Origin of the sequence: Micromonospora sp. WMMD1076 (assembly GCF_029581475.1) — a bacterium.
GTDB lineage: Bacteria > Actinomycetota > Actinomycetes > Mycobacteriales > Micromonosporaceae > Micromonospora > Micromonospora aurantiaca.
In genome coordinates, this window is the sequence record NZ_CP120862.1 from 409,430 (window position 1) to 431,926 (window position 22,497).

17 protein-coding genes, 1 pseudogene and 1 riboswitch are annotated in these 22,497 nt (G+C 73.8%); of the genes and pseudogenes, 9 read left to right on the forward strand and 9 right to left on the reverse strand.

Annotated elements, in window-relative coordinates:
- The first annotated feature begins 58 nt into the window (after window positions 1-58).
- On the forward strand, window positions 59-301 hold the full coding sequence (locus O7622_RS02160) for a hypothetical protein (RefSeq protein WP_262013250.1): 243 nt from the start codon (window positions 59-61) through the stop codon (window positions 299-301).
- A 69-nt stretch (window positions 302-370) separates the two neighbouring features.
- Here the strand turns inward: O7622_RS02160 and groL are convergent, their stop codons facing one another.
- From groL to O7622_RS02175, 3 genes are all read right to left on the reverse strand, one after another.
- Window positions 371-1,993 carry a chaperonin GroEL gene (groL, locus tag O7622_RS02165; protein WP_013288853.1) on the reverse strand — a complete coding sequence of 541 codons (1,623 nt, stop codon included), beginning with the start codon at window positions 1,991-1,993 and terminating at the stop codon, window positions 371-373.
- A 274-nt stretch (window positions 1,994-2,267) separates the two neighbouring features.
- Entirely contained in the window at window positions 2,268-3,710 is a 1,443-nt protein-coding gene (locus O7622_RS02170) for a hypothetical protein (protein WP_282311621.1), read from the reverse strand.
- Between the two features lie 110 nt (window positions 3,711-3,820).
- A complete protein-coding gene (locus O7622_RS02175; RefSeq protein ID WP_013288855.1) occupies window positions 3,821-4,024 on the reverse strand; it encodes a cold-shock protein in 204 nt (67 codons plus the stop codon).
- Window positions 4,025-4,242: 218 nt separating this feature from the next.
- Here O7622_RS02175 and O7622_RS02180 point away from each other — a divergent pair, with 218 nt between their 5' ends.
- Window positions 4,243-4,758, forward strand: a complete 516-nt coding sequence (locus O7622_RS02180; RefSeq protein ID WP_282311622.1) for a GNAT family N-acetyltransferase — start codon at window positions 4,243-4,245, stop codon at window positions 4,756-4,758.
- 63 nt (window positions 4,759-4,821) lie between these two features.
- Here the strand turns inward: O7622_RS02180 and paaN are convergent, their stop codons facing one another.
- The 6 genes and pseudogenes from paaN to O7622_RS02210 form a co-directional block, all read right to left on the reverse strand.
- Window positions 4,822-6,495, reverse strand: a complete 1,674-nt coding sequence (gene paaN / locus O7622_RS02185; protein ID WP_282311623.1) for a phenylacetic acid degradation protein PaaN — start codon at window positions 6,493-6,495, stop codon at window positions 4,822-4,824.
- A gap of 52 nt (window positions 6,496-6,547) precedes the next feature.
- A pseudogene (locus tag O7622_RS29170) lies at window positions 6,548-7,122 on the reverse strand (GNAT family N-acetyltransferase); the annotation flags it as partial.
- A gap of 523 nt (window positions 7,123-7,645) precedes the next feature.
- Window positions 7,646-8,935, reverse strand: coding sequence for a threonine synthase (gene thrC, locus O7622_RS02195; protein ID WP_282311625.1), 1,290 nt, complete (start codon window positions 8,933-8,935; stop codon window positions 7,646-7,648).
- Between the two features lie 12 nt (window positions 8,936-8,947).
- Window positions 8,948-9,080, reverse strand: a riboswitch (SAM riboswitch).
- Between the two features lie 182 nt (window positions 9,081-9,262).
- The gene (locus tag O7622_RS02200; RefSeq protein ID WP_282311626.1) at window positions 9,263-9,709 is read right to left on the reverse strand and encodes a DoxX family protein; all 447 of its coding nucleotides are present in this window, start codon (window positions 9,707-9,709) and stop codon (window positions 9,263-9,265) included.
- 151 nt (window positions 9,710-9,860) lie between these two features.
- Window positions 9,861-10,775, reverse strand: coding sequence for an ABC transporter permease subunit (locus O7622_RS02205; RefSeq protein ID WP_282311627.1), 915 nt, complete (start codon window positions 10,773-10,775; stop codon window positions 9,861-9,863).
- Window positions 10,775-13,639 carry an alpha/beta fold hydrolase gene (locus O7622_RS02210; RefSeq protein ID WP_282311628.1) on the reverse strand — a complete coding sequence of 955 codons (2,865 nt, stop codon included), beginning with the start codon at window positions 13,637-13,639 and terminating at the stop codon, window positions 10,775-10,777. The genes O7622_RS02205 and O7622_RS02210 overlap by 1 nt, the downstream gene beginning before the upstream one ends.
- A 374-nt stretch (window positions 13,640-14,013) precedes the next feature.
- On the opposite strand from O7622_RS02210, the gene O7622_RS02215 reads away from it, so the two are divergent.
- The 7 genes from O7622_RS02215 to O7622_RS02245 are packed head-to-tail and all read left to right on the forward strand — an operon-like array spanning window position 14,014 to window position 22,486.
- Window positions 14,014-15,192, forward strand: a complete 1,179-nt coding sequence (locus tag O7622_RS02215) for a hypothetical protein (RefSeq protein ID WP_282311629.1) — start codon at window positions 14,014-14,016, stop codon at window positions 15,190-15,192.
- Complete coding sequence (locus tag O7622_RS02220) at window positions 15,179-18,022, forward strand: nitrate- and nitrite sensing domain-containing protein (protein WP_282311630.1); 2,844 nt, start codon at window positions 15,179-15,181, stop codon at window positions 18,020-18,022. The genes O7622_RS02215 and O7622_RS02220 overlap by 14 nt, the downstream gene beginning before the upstream one ends.
- The gene (locus tag O7622_RS02225) at window positions 18,019-18,483 is read left to right on the forward strand and encodes a roadblock/LC7 domain-containing protein (protein WP_013288866.1); all 465 of its coding nucleotides are present in this window, start codon (window positions 18,019-18,021) and stop codon (window positions 18,481-18,483) included. Before O7622_RS02220 ends, O7622_RS02225 begins: the two co-directional genes overlap by 4 nt.
- Window positions 18,480-18,929, forward strand: coding sequence for a DUF742 domain-containing protein (locus O7622_RS02230; RefSeq protein WP_282311631.1), 450 nt, complete (start codon window positions 18,480-18,482; stop codon window positions 18,927-18,929). The genes O7622_RS02225 and O7622_RS02230 overlap by 4 nt, the downstream gene beginning before the upstream one ends.
- Window positions 18,907-19,668, forward strand: a complete 762-nt coding sequence (locus O7622_RS02235) for an ATP/GTP-binding protein (RefSeq protein ID WP_013288868.1) — start codon at window positions 18,907-18,909, stop codon at window positions 19,666-19,668. Before O7622_RS02230 ends, O7622_RS02235 begins: the two co-directional genes overlap by 23 nt.
- Window positions 19,669-19,713: 45 nt before the next feature.
- Window positions 19,714-20,208, forward strand: a complete 495-nt coding sequence (locus O7622_RS02240; protein ID WP_282311632.1) for a hypothetical protein — start codon at window positions 19,714-19,716, stop codon at window positions 20,206-20,208.
- A gap of 37 nt (window positions 20,209-20,245) precedes the next feature.
- Window positions 20,246-22,486, forward strand: a complete 2,241-nt coding sequence (locus O7622_RS02245) for an AAA family ATPase (protein ID WP_282311633.1) — start codon at window positions 20,246-20,248, stop codon at window positions 22,484-22,486.
- Window positions 22,487-22,497 lie beyond the last annotated feature (11 nt).

Sequence of the window (22,497 nt, forward strand, 5' to 3'; positions counted from 1 at the left end):
CCATTCAGCCTCCTTCGCCATCGACCGGGCTCTACGGTCGGAGCAGAGGAGGCGGTGCATGACCACGAATGACGAACGGGCCGAGGATCCGGCGGCGGGCCGGCGCCCGTCCGACGAGCTTCCCGGCCAGCTTCCGTTCGACCGGCTCGACGTCGGCGACGCCGAACAGCTCGCCGAGCTGACCGGCGGCGACGGGCCACCGGTGGAGGAGTCACGGCAGCCGGTGGACGAGCCGAGGCGGCTGCCGCCGCCGTACGACAGGGCGCACAAGCGGCGCAACCAGCGCCCACTGCCCACCTGAGCCGGATACGGAAAGGGGGCGGACCGCTGACGCGGCCCGCCCCCTTCGGCGTACTGGATGGAGCTGGACTCAGAAGTCCATCTCCCCGCCACCCGGGCCCGCCGGGGCGGCCGGGGTCTTCTCCGGCTTGTCCGCCACGACGGCCTCGGTGGTGAGGAACAGCGCGGCGATCGAGGCGGCGTTCTGCAGCGCGGAACGCGTCACCTTGGCCGGGTCGATGATGCCCGCGGCCAGCAGGTCCACGTACTCGCCGGTCGCGGCGTTGAGGCCGTGACCCGGGTCGAGGTTGCGAACCCGCTCGACGACGACGCCACCCTCCATGCCGGCGTTGACGGCGATCTGCCGCAGCGGGGCGTCCAGCGCGATCTTGACGATCTGCGCGCCGGTCGCCTCGTCGCCGGCCAGGTCCAGCTTGTCGAAGGCGGTCTTGCCGGCCTGCACCAGCGCGACGCCACCACCCGGGACGATGCCCTCCTCGACGGCGGCCTTCGCGTTGCGGACGGCGTCCTCGATACGGTGCTTGCGCTCCTTCAGCTCGACCTCGGTGGCCGCGCCGACCTTGATCACCGCAACACCGCCGGCCAGCTTGGCCAGACGCTCCTGCAGCTTCTCCCGGTCGTAGTCGGAGTCGCTCTTGTCGATCTCGGCCCGGATCTGGTTCACCCGGCCCTGGATCTGCTCGGCGTCACCGGCACCGTCGACGATGGTGGTCTCGTCCTTGGTCACCACGACCTTGCGGGCGCGGCCCAGCATCTCGAGGCCGGTCGCGTCCAGCTTGAGGCCGACCTCCTCGCTGATGACCTGGCCACCGGTGAGGATGGCGATGTCGGTCAGCATGGCCTTGCGGCGGTCACCGAAGCCCGGCGCCTTGACGGCGACCGACTTGAAGGTGCCACGGACCTTGTTGACCACCAGGGTGGCGAGGGCCTCGCCCTCCAGGTCCTCGGCGATGATCAGCAGCGGCTTGCCCGACTGCATGACCTTCTCCAGGATCGGGAGCAGGTCCTTCACCGACGAGATCTTGCTGTTGACGATCAGGATGTACGGGTCGTCGAAGACGGCCTCCATACGCTCCGGGTCGGTCATGAAGTAGGCGGAGATGTAGCCCTTGTCGAAGCGCATGCCCTCGGTGAGCTCGAGCTCCAGGCCGAAGGTGTTGCTCTCCTCGACGGTGATGACGCCTTCCTTGCCCACCTTGTCCATCGCCTCGGCGATGATCTCGCCGACGCTGGGGTCGGCGGCGGAGATGGAGGCGGTGGAGGCGATCTGCTCCTTGGTCTCCACGTCCTTGGCGAGCTTGAGCAGCTCCTCCGAGACGCTGGCCACGGCGGCCTCGATGCCCCGCTTCAGGGCCATCGGGTTGGCGCCGGCGGCCACGTTGCGCAGACCCTCACGGACCAGGGCCTGGGCCAGGACGGTCGCCGTCGTCGTGCCGTCACCGGCGACGTCGTCGGTCTTCTTCGCGACCTCCTTGACCAGCTCGGCGCCGATCTTCTCGTACGGGTCCTCGAGCTCGATCTCCTTGGCGATGCTCACACCATCGTTGGTGATGGTGGGGGCACCCCACTTCTTCTCGAGCACGACGTTGCGGCCCTTGGGGCCGAGGGTCACCTTCACGGCGTCGGCGAGCTGGTTCATGCCCCGCTCGAGGCCGCGGCGCGCCTCTTCGTCGAACGCGATCATCTTGGCCATACGGCGTTGTCCTCCTGGACACTCACGGGCCACCCGGATGCCCGGATGGGCCGTCTGGTGTACGCACCTTGGGGACGTCGCCACCTGGCGACGACGACGTCTCCTCGGTCGGGCCGGACAGCCCGCGACGACCGGCCTCGTACCGCTCCGGCGCCCCTGCGGACACCGGCGCGACCGTGGCCCTACCGCCCCGACCTTCTGGCACTCACCGTACGCGAGTGCCAATGACTTGTTTAGCACTCTCCCTAGCCGAGTGCAAGCACGACAGCCCCGCTCAGCCGAGTTCCGCCGCCAGCCGGGCCGCGTTCACCGGGCCTTCGTGAGCCCGCTGTTCGGCGTACGTGACGACCAGCCCGACCTGCTGCGCCAGGTAGGCCGGGGCAGCCAGCAGGGCGCCGAACACGGCGAGCGCCGCGGCGCCGATCGCGGTGCCGACGGCCTTCATCGGCTCGACGCCGAACACCGCCCCGCTGATCCCGCCCACCACGGCGTCGAGCACAGTCGCCGCGACGAGGACCGCGATCACCAGCGCGACCCGGCCCAGCACCATCCCGAACCGGCTGTGGAACATCCGCCACGCCCGCCCGATCGGCTCCCGCCGCTCGAACAGGTAGACCGGGCCGAACAGGGCCAGCGCGAACGCGGCGTAGAGGCCGGGCAGCAGGCAGAAGCAACTGCCGATCATGACCAGCAGCGAGACCAGGAGCGTCCAGCCCCACAGGCCGAGGGCACGGCTCAGCCCGTACCGGAAGGCTGCGCCGAGTCCGGCCGGTTCGCCGGCCGCCTGGCGGGCGACCACCCAGGTGCCGGCGGCCCAGCCCGCCGCCTGGAGCAGGCCGAAGATCAGCCCGGCGGACAGGAGCACGCCGTAGAAGGCGAGCATCTGCCCCCAGAAGCCGGCCGGCAGCACCGGCGCGCCGTCCGGGGCGGTCGCCATCTCACCCTCGGGGCTGAAGACGAGCGTGAGGACGCCGATCACCGCCGCCGGGGCGACCTGGGTGAGCAGCACGATGGGCAGCAGTTGCCGCCAGCCGCGCCGCAGCGCGGCGGTGCAGCGGGCGAACCAGGGACCGATCCCCGCGTGCGGCGGGTTGACGAGCGGATCCTGCGGGTCGATGCCGGGGAACCAGCCGGCGTACGCCCCGGGACCGGCCGGCACCGGATACGCCGCACCGGGGACCGGGTAGGCCGCACCGGGCATCGGATAGCCCGGGTACGCGGGACCACCCCAGCCCGGCGGCGGGGTGCCCGGCGGCGCGTTCCAACCGTGCGGAGGAGTGCTTGGTGCGCTCCAACCGTGCGGCGGAGTGCCCGGTGCGTTCCAGCCCGGCGGCGGAGTGCCCGGCGCGTTCCAGCCCGGCGGAGGAGTGCCCGGCGCGTTCCCGCCCGGCGGCGGGGTGCCCGGCGGCACGGTCCAGCCCGGCGAGGTGTGGCCGGGTGAGGCGTCACCCGGCGCCGTCCATCCGGGCGGGGTGGCCGGGAACGGAGGGTCGGGCTGCGGGCTGTCGTACCCCGGCTGGGCCGGGACGATCGGCACGGGGCCGGTATGACCGGCCCACGGGTCGGCGCCGGACGCGCCGGAGGCGGGCGTGGCCCCTCCGGTGGACCCCGCCGGTCCCGGTGCCGGCTTGGCAGCGGGCGGCGGGGGCGCGGTCGGGTCGGCCGGAGGGCCGGACGCCGCCGGCTCGGTGGAACCCGACGGGGGCAGATCGGACATGGGCCCTCCTCAGCGACTACGGCTGGAACGGCTCATGATCTTCCACGGTGGCAGGCCGCGGCGCAGCCCCCGGTCCGGGGTCCGGTCGCGGGAGCACCGCCCGCCGCAGGTCAGGCGATGACGCGGACCCGCTCGGCCTGCGGACCCTTCTGCCCCTGCGCGATCTCGAACTCGACGCGCTGGCCGTCGTCGAGCGCCTTGTAGCCGTCCATCTCGATCGCGGAGAAGTGGACGAAGACGTCCTGCCCGCCGTCGACGGCGATGAAGCCGTAGCCCTTTTCGGCGTTGAACCACTTCACGGTGCCCTGTGCCACGGTGCACTTCCTCACTCTGCGCGGCGTTCCAACACCCGGAAACCGGCGGACCGGCACCGGTGGCGCACCGGTCCAGCGATCGGCGACGCTGAATTCGGTGACCGAAATCGCACGCTACACGAGGCGTGACGACGGCGCACGACCACAAATCGGGCATATTCCGGGGCGTACCCGGGCCTGTCGCACACTCGCTGCGGGCCGTCCGGTATGCATGCGGGATGACCAGCGCGAGCACCACGACGACCGTCCGCCGGGTCCGGCCGGAGGACGCCGCCCGGATGCGGGCGCTCCGGCTGGAGATGCTGGCCGACTCCCCGCTGGCCTTCCTGGAGACGGTGGCCGAGGCCGCCGCCCGGCCGCACGCGGAGTTCGCGGCCCGGGTCGCGGCCGTCTCCCGGGGCGACCACACCGCGCAGTTCGTGGCCGACCCGGGCGGCCGTCTGGTCGGCCACGCCGGCGGCATCGCCGCGCCGGACGAGCCGGGCCTGACGCTCGTCTACGCGGTCTACGTGACGCCGGCCCGGCGGGGCAGCGGCCTGCTGGCGGCGCTCGTCGACGAGGTGGCGGCCTGGTCGCGCGCCTGCGGACGGCCCGAGCTGATGATGGAGGTGGTGGTCGGCAACGACCGCGCCTACCGGGCCTACCAGAAGCTGGGCTTCGTGGACACCGGGGTACGGGTGCCGCACCCCCGGATCACTGGCCTGTACGAGCTGCAGATGCGCCGCCCGGCCTGACCCGGCGCGGCGTTAACAAGGGGCCCCTCCTCTACCGGAGGCGTTAAGAAGGGGCCCCTCCTTTCAGGCGTGCCGGCGGCTCTGCACGATGCGGAACCGGTTGGCCACGTACGCGCCGTCGGTCAGCGCCGAGTTGGCCGCCGCGTTCGCGCCCGAACCGTGGAAGTCGGAGAACGCCGCCGACTGGTTGACGAACACCCCGCCGGTCAGGTTGCAGGACAGGTGCACCCCGGCGTCGATCGCCGCCGCCTCGGCCGCGTCCAGCACCGCCTCGTTCGTGGAGTAGACGCCCGCGGTCAGCGCGCCCTTCTCCCCCACCGTCTCGCGCAGGATGCGCAGGCTGTGCTCGGTGGAGTCGGTGGCGACGGCGAACGAGATCGGCCCGAACCACTCCCGCGAGTAGGTGGCGGTGTCGGACGCGTCCAGCTTCACCACAGCCGGCGTACGCACCACCGCGCCGGGGAAGGACGGGTGCTCGACGGTGCGCGACTCCAGCACCGGCTCGCCGACCTTGGTGACCTCCTCCAGCCGCTCCAGCACGCCGTCGTTGACGATCGCGCCGGTCAGCTCGACGCCCCGGGCCGGGTCGGCGGTCAGCTTGGCGACCGCGCCGGCGATTCCCGCCGCCACCTCGTCGAAGCTCTTGTGCCCCTGGTCGGTCTCGATGCCGTCGCGCGGGATCAGCAGGTTCTGCGAGGTGGTGCACATCTGGCCGCTGTACAGCGTCAGCGTGAAGCCGAGGTTGCGGCAGAGCCCGGCGAAGTCGTCGGTGGAGTCGATCACCACCGTGTTCAGGCCGGCCTTCTCGGTGTAGACGGCGGCCTGCCGGGCGTTCGCCTCCAGCCAGTCGCCGTACTCAGTGGAGCCGGTGAAGTCGACGATCTTCACGGCCGGGTGCAGGGCCAGCGTGGTGGCGAGCTTCTCGCCGTCCGTCTCGGGGGCGAGCTGCACCAGGTTCGGGTCGAAGCCGGCCTCGGCGAGCACCTGCCGGGCGTACCTGACGGTGATCGCCAGCGGCAGCACCGCGCGCGGGTGCGGCTTCACCACCACCGGGTTGCCGGTGGCGAGCGAGGCGAACAGACCGGGGTACGAGTTCCAGGTCGGGAACGTGTTGCAGCCGATGACCAGCGCGACCCCGCGCGGCACCACGTGGAACGTCTTGGTCATCCGCAGCGGGTCGCCCTTGCCTGCGGCCTTCTCCCACCCGGCGGTCCCCGGGTGGCGGGTCATCTCGGCGTACGCGTAGGCGACCGCCTCCAGCGCGCGGTCCAGCGCGTGCGCGCCACCGGCCTGGAACGCCATCACGAACGCCTGGCCGCTGGTGAACTGCACCGCGTTCGCCAGCTCGAACACGTTGCGGTGCAGCCGGTCCAGGATCTCCAGGCAGACACCGGCCCGGGCCTGCGGGCCCGCGTCGCGCCAGGCGGGCAGCGCGGCGCTCGCCGCAGACACCAGCTGGTCGGCGCCCGCGTGCGGGTAGCGCACGTCCAGCGCCACCCCGAACGGGCTGGCCTCGGTGGCCACCGTGGTGCCGTCACCGGCCTGGTCGAGCGGGAAGTCCCCGCCCAGGTACGCCTCGAAGGCGGCCTTGCCGTCGGCAGCGGCGGTCTCGCCGTACACCCGGGGGCTGGGCGACTCGGGATAGGCCGACCAGTACCCGCGCTCCGCGATGGCGGTCAGCGCCCGGTCGAGGGTCTCGCGGTGCCTGTCGTACAGGGGGTGCGGGGTCTCCGTCATGCCCGCCATCATGCAACAGAAAGGCACCAGATCAGTAGGGGCGTGTCACAACTCAGATCGTCAGCTGCCAGTCGACCGAACCGGCGGCGGGGCGGAACCCGAGTTGCTCGTTGATCTCGATCATGTGGCGGTTCACGGCCGCGTTCCAGGTGTCGACGGCCCGCAACGCCGGTTCGTTCGCCAGCGCGTACACCAGGTTCCCGGTCTTGCCGAGCAGCCCGAGCCGGTGGCCGCGGTGGCCGGGGTCGACGATGGTGATCTGCTGCCAGGCGTGGCCGGTGCTGCTCGCGTCCAGGCTGAGCTGGGTCCACCCGACCAGGCGGCCGGTCGCCTCGTGCACCGCGCCGGTGTTGTACCGGCGTACGCCCCGGGCGTCCAGCGCCCGCTCCGCGTCCCGCACCCGCGCCGCGTCCACCTGCTCCGGCTCCAGTCCAGCTCGCCCATCGGCGCGTCGAGCAGTAGCCGGCCCTCCAGGTAGGCGACGTCCGCGACGTACTCCTCGGGCGTGTGGTCGCGCCACCGCACCAGCCGGTAGCCGGTCGCCGCGGCGTGCGTGTCGGCCAGCAGCGCGGCGAGCCGGTCACGGTCGAGCCCGGCCACGTCGAGGCGGCGGCGGACGTCGGCCAGCGTGCGCGCCGCGCCTCGAACCGCCGCCGGCAGAGGTCGGGCAGGTCCGGCTCGTCGACGGACTGCGCGCCACAGGCGATCCGGTAGACCGCGTCGAGCGTCTGCCGGTCGGTCGGATCCAGCGGCGTCACAGTGAGCGTCATGCCACCGAGGGTGTGCCGGGCACAGCGAAGAGGCCAGCGGTTTTCCGCTGGCCTCTTCGAACGTTGGTCGGGAGGGACGTCCGCACAACGCCTCCGGCGTTGGGTCGCAAGAACTTGAAAAGTCTCCGGCGGATGCCCTCCCGCACGAAGCATCTTGCGCCGTCCGGTTCCTGCCGTCAAGTCCTTGAGGGCGGTTTTCTGGCACTCACCGCACATCACCGGTTACCCACCGGTCTCACCCGATCCCCCACCCGGGCGAGCCCACCTCCCCCACCCGGCCGACCCCGCCGGCGGCGGTGATCAAGGAGTTCGTGTCCCGAAACGGCCCGGCCGGCGACACATACTCCTTGATCACCGCGGGTGGCGGAGGACCGGAGAGGTCAGGCGAGGAGGCCGGCGTCGCGGGCGGCGCGGAGACTGGGCTTGATGCGGTGGGTGGGGCCGACCTGGGGGGCCACCGCGTCGAGCGTCTTCAGACCCTCGCCGGTGTTGAACACCACCGTCTCGGCGGCCGGGTCGAGCCGGCCCGACTCGACCAGCTTGCGCAGCACCGCGACCGTCACGCCGCCGGCCGTCTCGGCGAACACCCCCGTGGTACGGGCGAGCAGCCGGATGCCCGCGCGGATCTCGTCGTCGTCGGCGTAGTCCATCCAGCCGCCGGTACGCCGCACCGCCTCCAGCGCGTACAGCCCGGCCGCCGGGTCGCCGATGTTCAGCGACTTGGCGATGCCGGCCGGCTTGACCGGCACGATCGTGTCGGTGTCACCGTGCAGCGCGGTGGCGATCGGGTTGCAGCCGGCCGACTGCGCGCCGAACACCTTCCAGCCGCCGGCGGGCGCCTCGACCAGCCCGATCTCGACCAGCTCTGCGAACGCTTTGTCGATCTTGGTGAGCAGCTCGCCGCTGGCCATCGGGATGACCACCTGGGCCGGGATCCGCCAGCCGAGCTGCTCGGCCACCTCGTAGCCGAGCGTCTTGGAGCCCTCCGCGTAGTAGGGCCGGACGTTCACGTTGACGAACGCGGTGTCCTCGAACTCGTCGGTCTCCACCAGCTCGCCGCAGAGCCGGTTCACGTCGTCGTACGAGCCGTCGATGGCGACCAGGTCGCCGCCGTAGACCGCTGTGGTGACGACCTTGCCCTGCTCCAGGTCGCCGGGGATGAAGACGATCGACGGCACGCCGGCCCGGGCCGCGTGCGCGGCGACGGAGTTGGCGAGGTTGCCGGTGGAGGCGCAGGCGTAGCGGGTGAAGCCGAGCGCGCGGGCCGCGGTGAGCGCCACCGAGACGACCCGGTCCTTGAACGAGTGGGTGGGGTTCGCGCTGTCGTCCTTGACCCAGAGCGGCGCGGTGAGCCCCAGCTCGGCCGCGAGGTGCGGGGCGGCGACCAGCGGGGTCAGCCCCGGGTCGAGCGTGACCCGGGTGGCCGGGGCCTGACCGGCGGGCAGCAGTGCCGCGTACCGCCAGATGTTGTCCGGACCGGCCTCGATCTGCTCACGGGTGACGGCGGCGAGCGCGGCGGTGTCGTAGTCGACCTCCAGCGGCCCGAAACACTCGTGACAGGCGTGCTGCGCGGCGAGCGGATACCGCGCCGAACAGGCACGGCAGACCAGGGCGCGGGCCGGGCTGAGGGTGGTGTCGATACCGGTGGCGACGGGAAGCGTCGACGTCATGTCGAGGAGTTCCTCTCATCTTTCCCCGCATCGCCGGGTGCGGCGGGGACGGAATTGGCACCTGCCCGCTGTCGCTCGTCGTCGAGCGTGCGGGTGGTTGCCGGGGCGTCGTCGGGCCGTATCCCTCAGCCCCTCTGGATGAGGTATTCAGTTGTGCCGCCGAGTCTAGGCGCTGCTCACTGCCGCGCCACCTCGGGATCCCACGCTGTGGGCCGGCTCGGCGTCCGGCCACCGCGACCGGCTCCACCGGTCGATCCGCTGTGGAAGCTGTGGAACCAGAGCCCGGCACGGGGTCGCCCCGACCGGGATCTGGTTCGGCGCGAACGCTCAGACCGGGATCGAGGCCGGGGCCGCGGTCGGCTCGGTCGCGGTGGACCGGCGGCGGGCCAGCAGCGCGTCGAGCGCCCAGTTTCCCGGGCCGAGCACCGCGACCAGCAGGAACGACCAGCAGAAGAGCGCGGCCAGCTCGCCGCCGTTCTGCATCGGCATCAGGTGGTGCGGCTGGTGCACCACGAAGTACGCGTACGCCATCGAGCCGGAGGCCAGCAGCGCGGCCGGCCGGGTGAACAGGCCGACGAGGACCAGCGCGCCGCACACGAGCTGGATCAGCGCCGCCCACCAGCCGGGCCAGGTGGCGAACGGGACGGCACCGCCGGTGGCCGGGTTGCCGCCGAACAGGCCGAAGATCGAGGCGGCGCCGTGGCAGAGGAAGAGCACGCCGGTGACGATGCGGAACAGGGACAGCACGGGGTCTTTCAGCTGCGCCGGGATCATAGGGAACCTCCTGGTACGGGTGCCGGACGCCGTCCAGGATGGCGGGAGTATTGATCGATGTTAATCGATATCTTTGCAGGCGGGACAATCTCATGGGAACGCTCCCATGATATGGGCCGCGGCGCTCCTGTGGTGACCCCGTCCGGTCACCTCAGCTCGTGACGTCCTTGCGGGTGAAGCGCCAGAAGGCCAGGCCCCAGAAGAGCGTGGCGTAGACGACCGCCGAGAACGCGCCCTTGACCACGTCGTCGGTCTGCATCGGCGTCGACAGCAACCCCAGCCAGGCGCTGCTGTAGTGGGTCGGCAGCAGGTTCCGCAGCCCGCCCAGCGCGGTGATCTGGTCCAGGATGCTGGACAGGATCCACAGCAGCACCGCCCCGCCGACCGCACCGAGCGCGGCATCGGTGGTCACCGACAGCAGGAACGCCAGCCCGGCCACCACCAGCAGCACGACCGCGAGATAGCCGAGCACACCGAGCAGCCGCAGCAACCCGTCCCCCGGCGCCAACTCGGCCGAGACCTGGCTGCCCAGCGGCTTCCAGCCGTACCGGAGCGTGCCGGCGAGCAGCGCGGTGCCGGCCAGCAACAGCAGAGCCAGCCCGGAGTACGCGAGCGCGACGACCAGCTTCACCGCGAGCAGCCGGGCCCGGGGCACCGGCACCGCCAGCAGATAGCGCAGGCTGCCCCAGCTCGCCTCGCTCGCCACCGTGTCGCCGCAGAACAGCGCCACCACCACGACCAGCAGGAACGACGCGGACACCAGGATCGAGAACAGGGTGAAGTTGAGCCCGCCCGACGTGGCCAGGTCGGCCAGGCTGGAGAACTCGCCCCGCCCGCCGTCGTCGTCCCCGGCGTCGAACTGGAACGCCACCAGGATGATCAGCGGCAGCAGCACCATGAACCCCAGCGCGAGCTGGGTACGCCGCCGCGATGCCTGCCGCCGGAACTCTGCGGCGAACGGGAGCGTGGCCGAGGGCCGGTAACCGGCCGCCGCGCCGCCCGCGCCCGGCGCCGCCGTACCGGACGTGCCGCCACCAGGCGACGATGCCACAGACGAACCCGCCATCACCGGTCCCCGCTTCCCCGAGAGTTCTCGCCCACCAGGGCGAGGAACGCGTCCTCCAGGCGGCGCCGGGGCACCACCCGGTCCACCCCGATGCCGGCGCGGACCAGTTCGGCCACCACCTCGCTGCGGGCGGTGCCGTTGGTGTCGACGACCAGCCCGCCGTCGGCGTCGGGCAGCACCCGCACGCCGTCGAGCCGGTCGAGCACCGTCCGCGCCGCATCAGGGTCGCTCACCTCGAACAGCACGCTCGGCGACTCGCCGACGATCTCCTCCACCGGGCCGGACGCCACGATCCGCCCCTTGTTCACCACCACCGCGTGCGTGCAGGTCTGCTCCACCTCCGCCAGCAGGTGGCTGGAGACCAGCACCGCCCGGCCGTCGGTGGCGTAGCGCCGGAGCACCCGGCGCATCTCGGCGATCTGCGGCGGGTCCAGCCCGTCCGTCGGCTCGTCCAGCACCAGCAGCTCGGGCAGGCCGAGCATGGCCTGGGCGATGGCCAGCCGCTGCCGCATGCCGTGGCTGTACTTCTTCGTCCGCCGGTGCACCGAGTCGCCCAGTCCGGCGATCTCCAGCGCCTCGTCGAAGTGCGCGTCCTCCCACGGCCGCCCGGTGGCCCGCCAGTACGCCTCAAGGTTGTCCAGCCCGGACAGGTGCGGTAGGAAGCCCGGCCCCTCGACCAGCGCGCCGATCCGGGACAGCACCGGCGAGCCCGGCACCAGCCGGTGACCGAAGACGTAGATCTCCCCGGCTGTGGGCTGGGTCAGTCCCATCAGCACCCGCAGCGTGGTGGTCTTGCCCGCGCCGTTGGGCCCGAGCAGGCCGACCACCTGACCGGGGTGCACCTCGAAGTCCACGTCGGAGACCGCGACGAAGCCGTCCGCGTACTCCTTGCGCAGGTTGCGCACGGCGAGCGGGACGCCCGCGTACTCCGGGTGCACCGAGTCGTCCTGGCGACGGTGCCGGCGGCGGGTGAGCAGCACGACCACGACGAGCCCGGCCACGATCGCGGCGAGCAGGCCGGCCAGTGCCCAGCGCCAGATCGTGGCGGTGGTGGGGATCGGCGTGGCGTCGACTGTGGGCAGCGTCAGCGGCCCGTCGGCGAGCGCCACCGTGTGCACGGCCGGTTCGGCGGGCGAGGCGTACGCCTGGTCCGACGTCGCCACCACGAGCCGCAGCCGGTGCCCGGCCTCGACCCGCCGGACGATCCCCGGCAGCGTCACGGTGACCGGCGTGGCCGCGTCGACGGTGGCCGGCAGGCCGGTCAGGCGCACCGGCGCGACCAGGCCGGACGGCAGCGTGGCCGCGCCCTGCGGGTCGACGTCGTAGAGCTTCACGAACAGCACCGCCTCGCCGGTCGGGGAGGCGGCCCTGATCCGCACCGTGGGCGCGCCCACCACGTCGACCGGCTCGTCCAGCGGCGCCGACTCGAAGCGGGCGTGCTGACCGGGGATGTCACCGGCGACGCCGTCCAGCAGCGAGCCGAGCGCGCCCGCGAACGGCACCGAGGAGATCGCCGCCGGGTTGCCGTTCGGCGGTACGGCGACCGGCTGCGGCGGACCGGCGAGCGTCACCTCGCGGCGGTCCTGCCCGGCCAGGCCCGGATAGTCGACGGTGCGGAAACTGGTCGCCACCAGGCCCCGGTCGAGCGCGTCGAAACCGGCGATCCGGGAGAACGTGAACGTGTCGCCGGGCGCCGCACCGTCGCCCTTGACGTAGTGGTCGAGCCACTGCGCGGTCAGGAACTTCACCCGGTCGGAGTCGGAGGTGGGCCCGGAGCCGCCGTCGTGGCCGCCGGTGAACCAGGCGACCCGGACCGGCGTGCCGGCGGCCGCGATGCCGCGGGCGTTGGCGTCCGCCTCGGCCAGCGGGAAGAGCGTGTCCGCCTCGCCCTGCACCAGCAGCGTCGGCGACTCGATCCGGTCCAGCACGCCGCCTGGCGACGACCGTCGCAGCAGCTCGACCGCCGCCGCGTCGGCCCGGCCCGTGGTCGCGATGCGCAGGTACGCGGCGCAGACGTCGGCCGCGAAGCGCCCGCAGGACGGGTCGGCGGCACCGGCCGGCGCGCGACCGGAACCGGTGCCCGGCCCGGCGCCCGGCTGCGGGCTCGGCGGGCCGGCCGACTCGGGTGCGCCCTCCGGTGCCGCGGCGGTGGCCCCGGAGAGCCCGGCCGGGCCGGATCCGGCGTTCCCGCCGCCGCCGAAGAAGATGCCGGCCCAGCCCTTCTTGAACACGCCGTCGGTGGGCTGGCGGCCGCTGCTCTCCGGCAGGAAGGCGCGGGACAGGTCGTTCCAGGTGATCATCGGGACGATCGCGTCGATCCGCCGGTCCTGCGCGGCGAGCAGCAGGGCCAGGCCGCCGCCGTACGAGCCCCCGACCACACCGACCCGGGGGTCGCCGGCCGCGTCGAGGCGGATGTCCGGCCGCTGCGCGAGCCGGTCGAGCAGCCGCTGCGCGTCCCGCACCTCGTAGTCGGGGTTGTCCAGGTGGATCTGACCGCCGCTGCGCCCGAACCCGCGGGCGGTCCAGGTGAGCACCGCGTACCCGCGGGCGACCAGGTCCTCGGCGTCGGAGCGGACCGAGTCCTTGGTCCCGCCGAAGCCGTGCGCCAGCAGCACCGCCGGCACCCGGTTCGACGACGAGGCGTCCGCCGGCAGGTAGAGCGTGGTGTCCAGGTCGACCGGCTCGTCGCCGGAGGGCCCGGAACGCACTGTCACCAGCGCCGGCTCGGTCCGGAAGTCCGCGCCCTGCGGCCGGGCCACCCAGACCAGCGCGGCGGCGACGAGGACGACCACCACCACTGCGGCGGCGGTGCGGCGCGGATGGCCGGCCAGGGCGCGCCGGAGCCGCGCGGCGGTTGATCTCATGCGGCACACGGTACGGGCCTGCGGCTGAGCATTCCCTGAGATCCGCCGTACGTCTGTCCGGTTGCGCCGATCGTCGCGAAGCGTCAGTCATCCGCCAAAGGTCCAGAGCATCCCAGCGGGACGTATTCGGATCATGTGAATTCACATTTACGGGCGCAAACCATCGTCGATGTCATTTCTCGGCGACACGATCACACGCTACGTACCTTTCGCTCTGACGCAGGGTCACCCACAGTGGACTGACGTGAAGTCGACTCATCGACCGAGGTCGCACGTGCGTCCGGTTCGGCTACTTTTCCGGTCCGGTGCACGGGACTGCGTACGACGACCTCCCGGGGCACCGATCGCCCCGCCGTCGCCGGAGGAGACACACCATGACAGTCCCCGCGTCGCGGGTTCGCCGGCGGCCCGCCGTACCGGGCCGCACGCTCGCCCTGGTGCTGGCGCTGGCGCTGCTGGCCCCGCTCGGGCTGATCTTCGTCCAGGCCGAACGCGACTTCGCCGACGACCACGACCTGGCGAGCCGGGAACGGCTCGGCGTCCGCTACCTGCGCGCCCTCGGGCCGGTCACCGACACGCTGGTGGAGGCCCAGGCCATCGCCGTCGCCGAGGGGGCCGTCTCCCGGGCCCCGCTCGCCGCCGCCATCGAGGGCGTCGCGGAGGTGGACAACGCCGTCGGCGACGAGCTGCGCACCCACGAACGCTGGGCCGGGCTGCGGGCCAAGCTGGAGGCGCTGCCGGACCGCGGGATCGGTGACCCCGAGGCCGCGTACCGGGCCTACGGCGAGGCGTCCGACCTGCTCCTGGCCCTCTACCGGAAGGTACGGGAGAGCTCCGGCCTGATCCGCGACCCCCGCTCCGACTCGTTCTTCCTCCAGGACGGCATCGGCGGGGACCTGCCCACCGCGACGGTGCTGGCCGGGCGGCTCGTCGACCTGGCCCGGCTGTCCGCCAAGCGCCCCGCCGCCGACGGCGCGCGGGTCGGCGCGGAGCTGGCCGAGCTGCGCGTCTCCGCGCTCGGTCCCGCCACCGACCTGGTCGCCGACCTGCGCTCGGCGGTCGACAGCTCGGAGAGCACCGACCTGGGCGCCAACGTGCTCACGCCGCTGGACACCTACCAGCGCTCACTGGAGACGTTCGCCGTCTACTCGGCGCCCGGCGCCGGCCGCTCCGCACCGAGCACCGACCAGCTCACCCGCGCGGGGATCACCGCGCAGAACGCCGCCAAGCAGCTCCGCACGGTCATCCTCGACCAGCTCGACACGCTGCTGCGGGAACGACTCGACGCCCTGGAGCGGGACCGGCTGCTGGGCCGGATCGCCGCCGGGGCGGCGGTGGTGCTGATCGCCGGGATCGTCGCGCTGCAGGTGGCCGCGCTGCGCCGGGACCGGTCCCGGACCACCCCGGCACGCCGGGAACCGGCCGAGGCCGGGCCGGTGCCGACTGTCCACCCGGACCCACAGCTCACCGTGCCCGGGGCCGACCGCCAGCCGGTCGCGGTGGGCCACGGTGACGACGCCGACCGGTGGAGGCCGTTCGATGCTGCTCGGTAGGTTACGCATCCGGGGCAAGCTCGCCCTGCTGGTCATCATTCCGCTGCTCAGCATGGTCGGACTCGCCGTACCGGTCGTCATCGACCGGGTGACCGCGGCCCGGGAGGCAGCCGACACCGCCGAGACCGTCCGCGTCGCCAGCCGGGTCGGCAGCCTGGTCCAGGACCTCCAGCAGGAACGCCTGCTGTCGGTCGGGCTGCTGCTCGGGCGGGTGAGCCGTACCGAGCTGATCCAGAAGTCGGCCACCGTCGACGACCGGGTCGCCGACCTGCGCGCCGAGACGCTGCCGACGGCGGTCCGCGAGAGCCTCGACGGGGTACGCCGGCTGGAGGACGTCCGCAACGCCACGCTCGGCGGCCGGGCCACGCCGCAGCAGATCCTGACCGTGTTCGGCGAGGTCGACACCGCCCTGATCGACGCGCTGCGGCTGCCCTTCCGGGTGGACACCGACACCGCGGCCGGGCGGCAGGTGCTCGCCCTGGACGCGCTGCTGCGCGTCGACGAGGCCCTCAGCTCGTGCACCACCCAGATCGTGCTGGTCAAGGCCACAGGCGATCCGCAGGTCTCCCGGGCGTTCGTGGCCTGCATGGCGGCGCTCAACGTCGACAACCGGCGGTTCCGCAAGCTGATCACGCCCGAGCAGCTCAAGGTGGCCCGGCTGGACGACGCCGCGGTGGCGGCCCGGACCAGCCCGACGTTCCTGGTGGACAGTCTCCGCGACCCGGACGGCGCGATCGCGCCGGTGCCGCTGGACGTGCTGTTCCCCTCGGCCCGGTCGATGATCACGCTCGGCCAGTTCGTGGAGAAGAAGGTCGTCGCGGACGTCATCGCGGAGACCCGCGCCCGGGAACGGGAGGCGCTGACCGCGGCCTGGCTGGTCAGCCTCGCGGCGGCGGCGATCCTGCTCGTCGTGGTGCTGCTGAGCATGACCGTGGCGCGTACGGTGGCCCGGCCGCTGAGCCGGCTCACCCGCTCCGCCGAACGGGTCGCCCGGGTCACCGAGGCCGAACTGACCCGGGTCGCCGACGACGAGTCCGAGTCGGTCCCCCCGGTACGCCTCGACCCGGTGGAGGTCAGCGCCCGGGACGAGATCGGCGACCTGGCCCGCGCGTTCGACCGGGTGCAGCACACCGCCGCCCGGCTGGTCGAGCGGCAGGTCGCCGGCCGGCGCAACGTGGCGCAGATGTTCGGCCACGTCGGCCGCCGTACGCAGAACCTCGTCGGCCGCCAGATCGCGCTCATCGACTGGCTGGAACGGCAGGAGACCGACCCGGGCCGTCTGGAGCACCTGTACCGGCTCGACCACATCTCCAGCCGGTTGCGCCGCAACGCGGGCAGCCTGGTGGTGCTCTCCGGCGCCACCGGCTCGGACGGCCACGTGGCGCCGGTCCCGCTGGCCGACGTGGTCCGGCTCGCGCTCGGTGAGATCGAGGACTACACCCGCGTCGACGTGGAGGTACCGCCCGGCGTGGCGGCGGCCCCCGCCATCGCCGGCGACCTGGTGCTGACGCTCGCCGAGCTGATGGAGAACGCCACCTCGTTCTCGCCGCCGCACACCCGCGTGGTGGTGACCGGCGAGCTGACCGACGGCGGAGCCCGGCTGGCGGTGGTCGACCACGGCATCGGCCTGACCGGCGACCGGATGGCCGAGGAGAACGCCCGGTTCACCCGGCGGGAACGCCTCGACCTCGCCCCGACCGAGGTGCTCGGCCTGTTCGTGGTCGGCCGGCTGGCCCGCCGGCACGGCTGGAGCGTCCGGCTGGGCCACACCCCCGGCAGCGGCGTCACCGCCGCCCTGGAGATCCCGGGCGCCTCGCTCGTGATCCGCCGCCCCGAGCCGGTCGGCGCCGGCCGGGCCGCCGTACCAGGCACCCGCGAGCCGGAGCCACCGGCCGTCGAGGCGCCGTCCGGCTTCGACGCCGAGCTGCTGACCCGGGCCACGCGCAGCATGTCCAGCGGCGACCCGTGGAACGCGTTCGGCCACCAGGCCGACACCACGGAGCCGATCGAGGACCAGGGTCAGGCCACCGGCGGTCCGCCGTCGGCGTGGCCGCCGTCGGCCGTACCGCCGGGCACCCGGCCGGCCGGACCGGTGGCGCGTCCCGGGCACGTCTCCCCGCCGACACCGGTCGTCGGCCCGGCCCCGGCCGCTCCCCCGGCCGCCGGGCCGGCGACCGGCCCGACCCTGACGCCGCCGGCCACCCGCCCGGCGCCGTCCATCGGCCCGACGGTGGCACCACCACCCGCCGGTCCGGCCGTCGCGCCGCCGCACCGCCCGGCCGTCGCGCCGCAGCACTGGCCGCACGGTCCGGGGCTCGCGCCGCCGCCCGGCGGCGCCCGGCCGGTGGCGCCCGCCGGGTCACCCCCGGTCATGCCGGCGCCGACCGGGCCGAACCCGGTCGGGCCGCCCGCCGGGCGGCCCGGTACCCGCTCGCCGATCCGGCAGCGGGTGCCCGGCGCGAACCTGCCGGCCGCCCCGCCCGCCGACCCGGCCGGCCCCGCCGGACCGGCCACCGACGGACCGCTGATCGGCGTACCGGCGGACCCGTCGAGCGTCCGGGCCCTGGTCGAGGCGTTCCAGGACGGGGTACGGCGGGCCGAGGGCGACGCCGACCACGCGCCCCGGGCTGCGGAACGGCCCCGGCTCAGCCGCCGGGTGCCCGGCGCGAACCTGTCCGTCTCCCCGGCGCAGTCCGTGCCCCCCACCAGCTCCGACCCCGGCGACCCCGTCGAGGTACGCAACCGGATCAGCGAGTTCGAGGCGGGCGTCGCCCGTGCTCTGCGCGAAGTCAGTACCGACCGCCGCTACGAAGAGGACCCATCACGGTGACCAGCCCCTTCCTCCACGAGAACGTCGAACAGAGCACCACCGGCGACCTCAGTCCCGAGGCGCGCACCTTCAACTGGCTGCTCGACTCGTTCACCTCCAGCACCGCCGGGGTGATGGAGGCGATCGCGGTCTCCTCGGACGGGCTGCTGATGGCCATGTCCGCGATCAAGGACCGGTCCAACGCGGAACGGCTCGCCGCCGTGGTCTCCGGCATGACCAGTCTCGCCGGGGGCGCGGCGAGCTGGTACGCGCTCGGCGCGCTCAACCGGGTGATCGTCGACATGGCCGAGGGGTACCTGCTGATCAGCGCGATCAGCAGCGGCTCGGTGCTCGGCGTCGTCGCCGACCGCACGGCGAACCTGGGCACCGTGGCGTACGAGATGACGCTGTTCGCCGGCCGCGCCGGCGGCGCCCTGAGTCCGCGTCTGATCGCCGAGCTGAAGAACGCCGTACAGCAATGATCCCAGGGGCCGCCGGCGCGGACCCGGAGCCGGAACCCGGCGTCCGGATCCGCCCCTTCCTGCACGCGTCCGCTCCGGTGCCGGGGCCGGACGCGGGCGACGGGGAGCCGACCGGCCCACGCCCCTTCGTGCTGACCTCCGGACGGGTGGACGGCGACCCGGCGATCGGCCTGGAGACCCAGGTCACCGCTCGTCCGGGCAGCACCTCGTGGGCGGTGACCGCCCGGTTGGCCCCGGAGCTGGCGGCGATCGTCGCGATCTGCGCCGAGCCCGTCTCGGTGGCCGAGATCTCCGCCCGGACCCGGATGCACTTCGGGGTGACCCGGGTGCTGGTCGGCGACCTCTGCGCCGCCGGCCATCTCGACGTGCACGTCGCGGACGTCGACGACGCCCTCGATCCCGACATCATCCTGCGAGTGATTGATGGACTTCGTGCGATCTCCTGAATGGCCGGCGGCCGCCACGGGTGGACCGGCCGCCAACAGCGCCCCGAGCCGCTACGGCGGCCCGGCGCCGCTGATCGGCCGGGCCACGCCACCCCCGCCCACGCCGCCGCTGCCGTACCTGCCGCCGGGTGTGCCGCCGGCCGAACCGGCCCCGATCGTCAGCCGGGTACCGGCGCCCCGGCCGCCGATCCCGGTCAAGATCCTCATAGCCGGCGGGTTCGGGGTCGGCAAGACCACCACCGTCGGCGCGATCTCCGAGATCGCGCCGCTGACCACCGAGGCGGAGATGACCACCGCCGGCATCGGCATCGACGACCCGGGCGGGGTCGCCGGCAAGACCACCACCACCGTCGCCATGGACTTCGGCTGCGTGACAATCGACCGCAGCCTGAAGCTCTACCTCTTCGGTACGCCCGGTCAGGCGCGCTTCGGGTTCATGTGGGACGACCTGGCCCGGGGCGCGCTCGGCGCGCTCGTCGTGGTGGACAGCGCCCGGCTCGACGACTGCTACCCGGCGATCGACTTCTTCGAGCGGTCCGGTCTGCCGTTCGCGGTGGGCGTCAACGCCTTCGACGGCCGGCTGGCCCTGGATCTGCCGTCGATCCGCTGGGCGCTGGCGATCGGGGAGCACGTGCCGCTGGTGCAGTTCGACGCTCGGGACCGCCTCTCGGTGCGGGACGCCCTGCTCGTCGTCCTGGACCGGGCGCTGGACCGGGCCACCCGATCCCGGGCAGGCTGAACTCGCAGTCGTTTCGATCCGTTGTCTGGCGAAGGGGTGGACGCCATGAGAGGTGATCTGGACGAGACACTGGCCCGGATGGCACGGCGCGAGGAGGCGCTGCGTCGCCGGGCGCCGATGCCCGGCGAGCCGGCCGGAACGCCCGAGCGGGACGTACCCCTGGAGGCGGCGGACGAGCCGGGCGACGACCGGGCGGGGCGGGGCGCGTACCGGCTGCGCGGTGGCGAGGCGCCGGTTCGGCGTGACCCGGTCGAGGAGGTCGCCGAGGCGGTCCGGCGGGTGGTGGCGGAGCACCCCGGGCTGGCCGTGACGCTGCGCGTGGAACTGGGCGGGCAGGCGTACCCGCTGCGGATCTCCTGGTCCGGCGCGGCGGTGACGGTGGGCCCGGCGGCGCCGCCCGCGCCGCCGCCGGCGTGGCCCATGTCGGTGAAGACCGTGCCCGCGCCCGGCCACGACCCGCTGGAGTCCGACCCGGCGGCCCGGCTGGCCGAGATGATCCGGCGCGACCCGTCGCTCCTGGACGACCCGGGCCCGCGCTGACCCGGCACCCGATGATCGGGGCGGCTACTGTCGGCGGGTGGCCGAACCCGACCTGACCCTGACCGCGACGCTGCGGCCGGCCGCGCTCGACGCCCGCCGCGGCGTGGTGCGCCTGCATCCCGAGGTGCTCACCGCGCTGGCGCTGCGCCCCGGCGACCCGGTCCGCCTGACCGGCCGCCGGGTCACCGCCGGCATCGCGGCCGCCGCCGAGCCGAGCACCAGCGGCGCCCTGCTGCACGCCGACGACCTGCTGCTGGGCAACCTCGGCCTGCGGGCCGGCGGCCAGGTCACGGTGAGCCCGCTGCCGGCGACCCCGGCACGCCGGCTCACGCTCTCCGGCCCGGCCGCTGTGGTCGCCGCGGTCCCGCCGGAGATGCTGCGGCTCGCGCTGCTGGGCAAGGTGGTCACCGCCGGGGACGACGTCTCGCTGCTGCCGCAGGACGTGCTGCCGGACGCCGCCGTGCGCGGCCTGATCGAGGCCGCGCGGCGCAGTCTCGCGAGTTCCGTCGGGTACGCCTGGACGAGCACGCTGCTCACGGTCGTCTCGGCCGAACCTGCGGTCGGCGCGCTCGTCACCATGGACACGGTGGTGGGCTGGGAGCACGGCGCCGCCACCCGCGGCTCCGGCCCGGCGTCCTCGGCCTCCCCCGCACGGTTCCCCACCCCCGCCACGCCGCCCGGGACGGAACCCGACGGGGACCTGCTCGGTCCGGAGGACGCGCCCGACGTGGACGAGCTGCCCGGCCTGCGCGCCCAGGCCGAGGAGCTGACCGAGCTGCTGGATCTGGGCTTCCACCACCGTGAGGTGCTGGGCCGGCTCGGCACCACCGTCTCGCTCGGTGTGCTGGTGGAGGGCCCGGCGGGCTCGGGCAAGTCCGCGCTGGTGCGTGCCGTCGCCGCCCGGGTCGGCGCGGGTGTCCGGCCGCTCTGGGCGCCGGAGCTGGCCGCGCTCGGCAACGACGCGGCGGCCCGCCGGCTGCGCGAGGCGGCCTCGGCGGTACGCGCCGGTGGCCCCGCCGTGCTGCTGGTCACCGACGTGGAGTCGATCGCCCCGGCCGACGAGCCGGGCCCGCTGGCCACCGTGTTCCGCCAGGTGGTGGCCGAGACGCTGCGGGCCGGTGCCGCAGTGGTGTGCACCAGCGGACGCCCCGAGGCGGTCGATCCGGCGCTGCGCGGCCCGGACCTGCTCGCGCTGCGGATCACCGTGCCGCTGCCCGACGCGGCGCTGCGCCGGGAGCAGTTAACGGTGCTGACCCGTGAGGTGCCGCTCGCAGGTGACGTGCGGCTGGACGAGGTGGCCGCCCGTACCCCCGGGTTCGTCGCGGCGGACCTGGCGGCGCTGGTACGCGAGGCAGGGGTACGCGCGGCGCTGCGGCAGAAGACGGCGGAGACGCCGACTGTGGCGATGGCCGACTTCACAGCCGCGCTGGAGGTGGTCCGGCCGACCACGATGTCCGCGTCCACGCTGGAGCTGGCGTCGGTGACGCTGGACGACGTGGGCGGGCTGCACGAGGTCAAGCAGACGCTCACCGAGTCGGTGCTCTGGCCGCTCACCTATCCGGACACGTTCGCCCGGCTGGGCGTGACGCCGCCGCGCGGGGTGCTGCTCTACGGCCCGCCCGGCTGCGGCAAGACGTACCTGGTGACCGCGCTGGCCGGGTCCGGGCGGGCGAACGTGCTGTCGGTGAAGGGCGCGGAACTGCTCTCGAAGTGGGTGGGTGAGAGCGAGCGGGCGGTCCGGGAGCTGTTCCGCCGCGCCCGCCAGGCCGCGCCCACGCTGGTGTTCCTGGACGAGGTGGACGCGCTGGCCCCGGTACGCGGGCAGGCCACCGACGGCGGTACGACCGACCGGGTGGTGGCGGCGCTGCTGACCGAACTGGACGGGGTGGAGGCGCTGCGCAACGTGGTGGTGATCGGCGCGACCAACCGCCCCGAGCTGGTCGACCCGGCGCTGCTGCGTCCCGGCCGGCTGGAACGGCTGGTCTACGTGCCGCCGCCGGACGGCCCGGCGCGTACGGAGATCCTCCGCGCCTCGGCCCGGGACGTCCCGCTCGCCCCGGATGTGGACCTCGACGCGCTCGGCGCCGAGCTGGGCGGCTTCTCCGCCGCCGACTGCGCCGCGCTGATCCGGGAGGCGGCGCTCGCCGCCATGCGGGAGTCGCTGGAGGCGAGCACCGTGACCGCCGCGCACGTCGAGGCGGCCCGGACCCGCGTCCGCCCCTCCCTGGACCCGGTGCAGCTCGCGCACCTGGAGTCGTACGCCACCGACCGGTCCTGACGAACCGGCCC